Annotated in this window: 8 protein-coding genes; all 8 read right to left on the bottom strand. The window is 48.4% G+C overall.

The window, feature by feature from the left end; all coding sequences use genetic code 11:
- Positions 1-372 precede the first annotated feature (372 nt).
- On the bottom strand, positions 373-1,854 hold the full coding sequence (lysS, locus tag KNQ13_RS15030; RefSeq protein WP_193363378.1) for a lysine--tRNA ligase: 1,482 nt from the start codon (positions 1,852-1,854) through the stop codon (positions 373-375).
- Positions 1,855-2,021: 167 nt separating this feature from the next.
- Positions 2,022-3,017, bottom strand: coding sequence for a tRNA dihydrouridine synthase DusB (dusB, locus tag KNQ13_RS15035; RefSeq protein ID WP_026830515.1), 996 nt, complete (start codon positions 3,015-3,017; stop codon positions 2,022-2,024).
- Between the two features lie 34 nt (positions 3,018-3,051).
- Positions 3,052-3,543 (bottom strand): 2-amino-4-hydroxy-6-hydroxymethyldihydropteridine diphosphokinase, encoded by a 492-nt coding sequence (gene folK, locus KNQ13_RS15040; protein ID WP_026830514.1) that lies wholly within the window; start codon positions 3,541-3,543, stop codon positions 3,052-3,054.
- Positions 3,540-3,911: a dihydroneopterin aldolase gene (gene folB, locus KNQ13_RS15045; protein ID WP_014969118.1), complete on the bottom strand. Its 372-nt coding sequence runs from the start codon at positions 3,909-3,911 to the stop codon at positions 3,540-3,542. The genes folK and folB overlap by 4 nt, the downstream gene beginning before the upstream one ends.
- A 2-nt stretch (positions 3,912-3,913) precedes the next feature.
- The gene (gene folP / locus KNQ13_RS15050) at positions 3,914-4,705 is read right to left on the bottom strand and encodes a dihydropteroate synthase (protein ID WP_014969117.1); all 792 of its coding nucleotides are present in this window, start codon (positions 4,703-4,705) and stop codon (positions 3,914-3,916) included.
- Entirely contained in the window at positions 4,702-5,541 is an 840-nt protein-coding gene (locus tag KNQ13_RS15055) for an aminotransferase class IV (RefSeq protein WP_026830513.1), read from the bottom strand. The genes folP and KNQ13_RS15055 overlap by 4 nt, the downstream gene beginning before the upstream one ends.
- On the bottom strand, positions 5,525-6,106 hold the full coding sequence (locus KNQ13_RS15060) for an anthranilate synthase component II (RefSeq protein ID WP_014969115.1): 582 nt from the start codon (positions 6,104-6,106) through the stop codon (positions 5,525-5,527). Before KNQ13_RS15060 ends, KNQ13_RS15055 begins: the two co-directional genes overlap by 17 nt.
- Entirely contained in the window at positions 6,103-7,491 is a 1,389-nt protein-coding gene (locus KNQ13_RS15065; RefSeq protein WP_209548517.1) for an anthranilate synthase component I family protein, read from the bottom strand. Before KNQ13_RS15065 ends, KNQ13_RS15060 begins: the two co-directional genes overlap by 4 nt.
- Positions 7,492-7,693 lie beyond the last annotated feature (202 nt).

Genomic DNA, 7,693 nt, shown 5'->3' on the forward strand with positions numbered 1-7,693 from the left:
CTTCATTCATTGTTTGTATCCGAAGATACGTTTTTTGCCTCATCGTTCAGTTTTCAAAGTTCGTCGTGTCGTTTTCAGCGACTTTAATATCTTACCAAGTCACCGACACGATTGTCAATAACTTTTCTCGATATTTTTTTCGGTGTGTCACAACCATTTGCGGCACAAGAAATAATATACCATGGAGTTTTTGTTTAGACAAGTGTTTTATTAGAAAAACATTTAAAAGTTTATTTTCCCCGTTTTCTCCAAAAGATATTCTAGCAAACCTCTTATCAGATAAAGGTTTTTTGATGACCTGATCACTAACAAACCCCCCCCGCTTTCTTCTATTATGAAGAAAAACGGGGGAGAATCACTTTCGATGAGTCCTTAGTTTTGTTGATGGCGCATCGTTGGGAACAGGAGTACATCACGGATCGACGGTGCATTCGTCAGCAACATGACGAGACGATCGATTCCGATTCCGAGCCCTCCAGTTGGTGGCATACCATACTCAAGTGCTTCGATGAAATCATTATCCATTTCATGCGCTTCATCGTTCCCTGCTTCTTTTTCAACAAGCTGGGCTTCGAAACGTTCCCGTTGATCAATCGGATCATTCAATTCCGTAAAGGCATTCGCATGTTCCCGACGGACGATAAACAATTCAAAACGATCCGTGAAACGTGGGTCTTCTGGATTTTTCTTCGCAAGCGGTGAAATCTCGACCGGATGTCCGTAGACAAATGTCGGCTGAACAAGTGACTCTTCAATCTTTTGTTCAAAGAATTCATTGAGGATATGTCCAGTTGTCATATGGGCTTGAACTTCAACACCATGTTCATGCGCCAACTCATGGGCACGTTCTTTTGTAATCTCTTCAAAGAAATCAACACCTGTCGCTTCTTTAACAAGGTCCGCCATATGGGCACGTTTCCATCCGACAGACAGATCGATGACATCTTCACCATATGTGACTTGTGTTGTGCCAAGTACTTCTTGCGCGACATGCGCAATCAGGTTTTCTGTCAAGTTCATGATGTCATTGTAATCCGCGTATGCTTCATACAACTCGATCATCGTGAATTCAGGGTTATGACGTGTCGAGATTCCTTCATTTCGGAAGACACGACCGATTTCATAGACCTTCTCCAGCCCACCGACGATCAAACGCTTAAGATGCAATTCGATGGCAATCCGCATATACAGCGTCATATCGAGTGCATTGTGATGTGTGATGAACGGACGTGCTGATGCACCACCTGCGATTGTATGCAACATCGGTGTTTCAACTTCCAAGTATCCGAGACTATCGAGGTACTGACGGATGCCACGAATGACTTTACTACGTGCGATGAATGTCTCACGTGATTCATTGTTCGTGATCAAATCGAGATACCGTTGACGATAACGCTGTTCGACATCTTTTAGTCCGTGGTATTTATCCGGAAGGGGACGTAGTGCTTTTGTCAGTAATGTAAAGGATGTGACGTGAACCGATAATTCACCGACGTTCGTCTTGAAGACGTATCCACTGATTCCGACAATATCGCCCAGATCACATGTTTTATAAATTTCATAGGCTTCTTCACCTACATCATCTTTACGCACATACAATTGAATTTGGCCTTTTACATCTTGCACGTTCGTAAAGCCAACTTTCCCTTTACGGCGTGTCGTCATGACGCGACCCGCAATCGCAACGTCCGGTTTCAGTTCTGCCAATTCTTCTTTTTCGTGTTCGCCGTAAGCGGCACGAATACTGGCTGTATCCGTTGACCGTTCGAAACGAGCACCAAACGGATCAAGTCCTTGTTCACGCATGGCATTCATCTTACCGAGACGCACCTGCATTTGATCATTCATTTCCATGTCCTGACTCACTGTCTTCACTCCTTTTATAATGGTTCACGATGGTTTTCACCTTCTTCGATGAAAAAGCTGCCGGTATGACCGACAGCTCTTAGAAAAACCGATTCGCTCATCTTCAATGGCATTAGCGTACCATAAAACGGGCAAGCCCGACTATACTTTACCTGTTACGCATGTACTGCGTTCGTTTCCAACGTTTCGACGTACTGATGGAGTAAGCTTTGCAGACCGGCATGCGTATCGATATCAAATAACGCTTTACGAACCTGTCCGTTCCCACTTAGTCCTTTTAAGTACCATGCGACATGCGTCCGCATCTCACGGACGGCAAGTGCCTCACCCTTTAACGCAACGAGACGCGCTGCATGCAACAGACAAATATCGATTTTTTCACGTGCTGTCGGTTCAACCGGGAGGGTGCCCGATTCGAGGTACTGGATTGTTTGATACAACATCCAAGGATTGCCGAGTGCCGCCCGACCAATCATCACCCCATCAACACCGATTTCATCAATCATTCGTTTAGCATCTTGCGGCGTTTGAACATCCCCATTGCCGATGACCGGAATGCCGACTGCACGTTTCGCTTCCCCAATGATGTTCCAATCCGCTACCCCTTCATATTTCTGGGAACGGGTTCGTCCATGAATGGCGACGGCCTTCGCACCACCGGCTTCCGCCGCGCGGACATTATCGACACAATAAATATGATGACTGTCCCAGCCGGTCCGCATCTTGACCGTGACAGGTTTATCGACCGCTTGCGATACCGCATGAACCATCTCGTAGACCTTGTCCGGATCAAGTAACCACTTCGCACCGGCGTCACACTTCGTCACTTTCGGTACAGGGCACCCCATATTGATATCAATGATATCGGCATTCGTGTTGGCATCGACATACTGAGCGGCTTGAACCAGTGTTTCCTTTGAACCGCCATAAATCTGTAAACTAAGCGGTTTTTCCCGATCGTCGACATATAACATCTGCATCGTTCGTTCATTTTCATACAGAATTCCTTTATCACTGACCATTTCCGCACAGACGAGACCTGCCCCGAATTCTTTTGCAATCAAACGAAACGCAGGATTACAGACGCCCGCCATCGGTGCTAAAATGACACGGTTATTCAGTACGACTTCACCAATTTTAAAACCTGCCATCCTTCTCATCCCTTCTTCTGTCTGAAACTGTTCCCTACTCGATGCGTCTAACGTCAGCTCGTTCTGCTTCCGGTAACGCAACATACAACTGTCCGACGGTCTGATCTACTCCCGGCACAATGTGAGATGCATTTAATTCACGTAACGGGGCTAATACGAATGCCCGATCTTGCATCCGCGGATGAGGGACCGTCAACCCTTCCGATTGGATCATCTCTTCGTTGTACAAGACGATATCGAGATCAAGGGTCCGTGGTCCATTTTTAAAGAGACGTTTCCGGCCTTCTTGCTGCTCGATTCGTTGGAGTTCTTCCAGTAACATTTCTGCCGATAATGTCGTCTCGAGCTCGACGACCATATTATAAAACAGGTCCTGATCGACATAACCGACGGGAGCCGTCTCATAGATGGATGAAGGACGGACGGTTTTGGTCGTCGGCAGCAAACGCATGGCATCAATCGCCGCTTGTAAATGCCCCGCCTTATCCCCGATGTTCGACCCTAATGCAATGTAGGCACGGTTCATTGATCATCCGCTCGTTTCCGGTGAATTTCAACAGCGACATGTTCATAGTGCCCGGCAATCGGAGGATCGGGTTTGATGACCTTGATCGTCGTTTCAAGAATTCGTGAATCCAGCAACAGGACGTGCGCTGCGATCCGCTCGGCCAACGCTTCGACGAGCTGTAACGGTGCCCCTTCGACGACCTGTTTTGTAACATTGTACAATTCCGCGTAATTGACGCTTTCCCGTAAATCATCGGTCTTACCCGCACTTGATAAATCCAGACCAATCGATAAATCGACGTTAAAGCGTTGTCCTAACTTGGTTTCCTCTGCAAACACACCATGGTAGCCGTAAAAACGCATACCGGTCACTTGTATTCGATCCATCGTCATTCCCCTCCCGCTAGTTCCGCTGCCAACATCGTATCCATCATGACGGCTGCTCGTTTAATCGCTTTGACGTCATGGACCCGCATCCATTCACACCCTTGCTGAATGCCGTAACAAACCGTAGCAATCGTCCCTTCGACGCGTTGATCAGCGGGTAATCCGAGCGTCAGACCAATCATCGACTTGCGTGACGTCCCAAGCAAGACCGGGTACCCAAAATCGGTCGTGATTGACAAATGACGCATTAAAAACAAATTTTCTTGATGCGTCTTCATGAAGCCGATTCCCGGGTCCAGCCAAATCCGATTTTCCGAAACTCCTGCTTGTTTTGCCAAACGAATCGAATCCTCTAAATCTGCACGTACTTCTGCTAACAGATCTGGCCCATGGGGTTCTGAACGGTTATGCATCAAGATGATCGGGACTTTGTGCCGCGCTGCGACATCGACCATCGAACAATCGCCCCACTTCGATCCCCAGACGTCATTGATGATGTCCGCACCCGCTTTGACTGCCGCTTCCGCTACTTCCGGTTTATACGTATCGATTGACACGAACACATCCAGTTCTCGTTTCAAGCGACGAATGACCGGCACGACACGTTCGATTTCTTCCTGAGCCGAGACGAACGTCGCACCGGGTCGCGTCGATTCGCCGCCGACATCGATTGCATCCGCCCCATCCGCCACAAGTTGTTTCGCATGACGAACGGCTTGTTCGACATCCACATAGTTTCCACCATCGGAAAATGAATCCGGCGTCACGTTCAGGATTCCCATAATCTTCGTCATTCTCGTTCCCTCCTTGACCATTTCGTCTGGACCGCTTGATCAAACAAGGTCTGCACTGACTGATACCCGTGTCCTGCAAGACCCGGAAATGCTCGTCCGTCAAGTGACGAGACCGCGACCGCTTCCTGGATCGAATTCGTATAAAGGATTTCATCCGCTTCAGATAATTGGGGCAACAAGGCCAATCGTTCTTCGACCGGCATCTGTTCCATGAGGAATTGGCGGGTGATTCCGTTTAAGGCCCCTGTCTCAAGTGGTGGTGTATACCACTTGTCTCCATACCGCCAAAAGATATTCGATGTGATACCTTCACAGATAAATCCTTCTTTGGTTAAGAACAATCCTTCCGCTTCTTGATTAAACAGTTGCCGTTTGGCGACAAGATTGTTCATATAGTGATGCGACTTCAGACGGTAATTTGTTTCCGGTGTACTGCGCGCAAGACGGATCGTCTCCAGTGCTCGTTCTGAATTCCGTCTTGGCCCAACCGGTTTCGCATACATCAAAACAGTTGGTGTGGCATACGGTTCACTCGAGAGCCCGATTTCCCGTTCTCCAGCCGAGACATTCAGCCGAATGTACACGTCCGATTTTTCATGTATTCGATAAAGTTCTTCCACTGCCGCTAACAACTCATCCCGTCCATACGGTAATTTGATCCCAATCGCGGCACAACTCATCTGAAGTCGTTCGATATGATCGTCAAATAAAAAGGGGTGTCCCCCGTAAGTCCGAAACGTCTCAAATACACCCACCCCATATAAATATCCGTGGTCAAACGGCGAGATCCGAATGTCTTCTTCTCGTTTTACGTGTCCATCATGCCAAAGATACATAGTGTGTCAGCTCCAAAAAGTTTTTTAACATCTGTTTCCCATCGCGTGTCAAAATCGCTTCCGGATGAAACTGGACCCCGACGATCGGCCAGTCCTTATGGCGCAGTGCCATGATTTCACCATCTGCTTCTGCCGTGATCGTCAAGACGTCCGGAAAACTTTCCCGCTCGACGACTAATGAATGATAACGCGTGACGGGTGTCTGTTGTTCGATTCCGGCAAACATCAACGAGTCGTCATGCGACAGTAAGGATACCTTCCCGTGCATCAACGTTTTCGCGCGGACGACCTTTCCGCCAAAGACTTGACCGATCGCTTGATGTCCGAGACAGACACCAAGTATCGGAATCCGTCCGGCAAAATAACGGATCGCTTCTAAACTAATTCCCGCCTCGTTTGGGGTACAGGGTCCGGGTGAGATGACTAAATGATCAGGGGCAAGCTGTTCGATTTCTTCGATCGTGATCGCATCATTTCGAAACACACGAATATCTTGTCCGAGTTCCCCCAAATACTGTACTAGATTATACGTAAATGAATCATAATTATCGATTAATACAATCATGTCGTTTCCTCCGCCATTTCTTTTGCCACCCAAAGGGCTTTCGCTTTACTCAGCGATTCTTCATATTCACTTTCCGAATCTGAATCGGTCACGATGCCGGCACCAGCCTGAATATAAGCCATCCCGTCTTTTGCGACTAACGTCCGAATCAGGATGTTGAAAATCGCATCATCCGCCCAGCTGATGAATCCTAAGGAACCCGTATAGATCCCCCGGCGAACCGGCTCCAGCTCTTCGATGATCTCCATCGTCCGGATTTTAGGTGCGCCTGTGATCGTGCCCCCTGGAAACATCGCTGCGAGGACACTACTGGCCGTTTCCCCGTCCGCAATCTCTCCTCGGACATTCGAGACGATATGTTGGACATGCGAATATTTTTCGATGACCATCAGTTCGTCGACATGAACGGATCCATACCGGCTGACGCGTCCTAAATCGTTCCGTTCGAGATCGACAAGCATGACATGCTCTGCGCGTTCCTTTTCATTATCAAGCAACGTTTTCGCTAAAGCTAAATCTTCTTCTTCATCTTTTCCCCGCGGTCGTGTTCCGGCAATCGGACGTGTCGCCAGCGACGCACCAATTTTTTCGACGAGCAATTCAGGAGACGCCGAGACGAGGACTAGGTCTGGATCCGCGAAGTATCCCATATACGGGGAAGGATTCACCGTTCGCAAGACATCATAGATATGAGCAGGTGTCGTCCGTAACGGTTCCTGTTGACGGACGGCGAGGTTGACTTGAAACACATCCCCGGCTTCAATATATCGTTTCACGCGATCTGCCGCCTGGACGAAGTCCGCTCGTTCAAAGGAACGTCCACGACGCACGGTGACTTCCTCCGGTGTTGGAAACGTCGGGACCGGACTTGTTTGACACCAAGACGCCACTTCTTTTGCCAGGTCGAGACGTGCTTCTGCTTCGGTCTCCCGCGTGACGGCGACAAATAATTGCTCGGTCTGGTGGTCAAAAACGGCTACTTCATCATACCAATAGAGGGAGACGTCAGCTGTCGCCAAGTCATCTTCCGCTTGTTCAGGCAAACGTTCGAGATAACGGACCGCGTCATAACTGACATACCCCGCCAATCCACCAAAAAACGGCGGCATGCCTGCCGGGCGCGCCGATGCGTACCGGGAACGGATTTCGTCTATGAGTATAAACGGAGCATCCGTCCTCTGTTCCTGTTCACCGGAAATCGTAATGGTCGTGATCCCGTCTTTTGTCCGCACATGTCCGACAGGCCGAATCCCCGCCATCGTATAAGACCCGATGCGCCCACTTTCAAGCCAGACATGTCCTGTTTGTCCTGTTGTCAATTCGACGTACCGGTTATAAAACTGTTCTTTTGTCCACGTAAATGATTCATATACTGTCTGTCGCACTGTTGTTCCTCCACTTCCGAACTATATTCTGTCCTCATTATACGCAAAAAGCAGACAGACGGACGACTCAAACGTCAGTCTGTTTCTTTGTTAGTAGTAAAAAAGAGGTCCATTCTAGACTGACCTAGCAATATGAGACACATATAAAACACCTTGATTAGGCTGCCAGTACACCATATTTTTTAGGTGTCAGGTAGCCTAA

This window comes from Exiguobacterium sp. s128 (assembly GCF_018618815.1).
In the GTDB taxonomy this organism is placed as follows: domain Bacteria; phylum Bacillota; class Bacilli; order Exiguobacteriales; family Exiguobacteriaceae; genus Exiguobacterium_A; species Exiguobacterium_A antarcticum.

Coding starts and splice junctions, on each gene's coding strand:
- KNQ13_RS15060 (WP_014969115.1), bottom strand. CDS start 6,106: ATGATTGTATTAATCGATAATTATGATTCATTTACGTATAATCTAGTA.
- folP (WP_014969117.1), bottom strand. CDS start 4,705: ATGACGAAGATTATGGGAATCCTGAACGTGACGCCGGATTCATTTTCC.
- folB (WP_014969118.1), bottom strand. CDS start 3,911: ATGGATCGAATACAAGTGACCGGTATGCGTTTTTACGGCTACCATGGT.
- dusB (WP_026830515.1), bottom strand. CDS start 3,017: ATGGCAGGTTTTAAAATTGGTGAAGTCGTACTGAATAACCGTGTCATT.
- KNQ13_RS15055 (WP_026830513.1), bottom strand. CDS start 5,541: ATGTATCTTTGGCATGATGGACACGTAAAACGAGAAGAAGACATTCGG.
- lysS (WP_193363378.1), bottom strand. CDS start 1,854: ATGGAAATGAATGATCAAATGCAGGTGCGTCTCGGTAAGATGAATGCC.
- folK (WP_026830514.1), bottom strand. CDS start 3,543: ATGAACCGTGCCTACATTGCATTAGGGTCGAACATCGGGGATAAGGCG.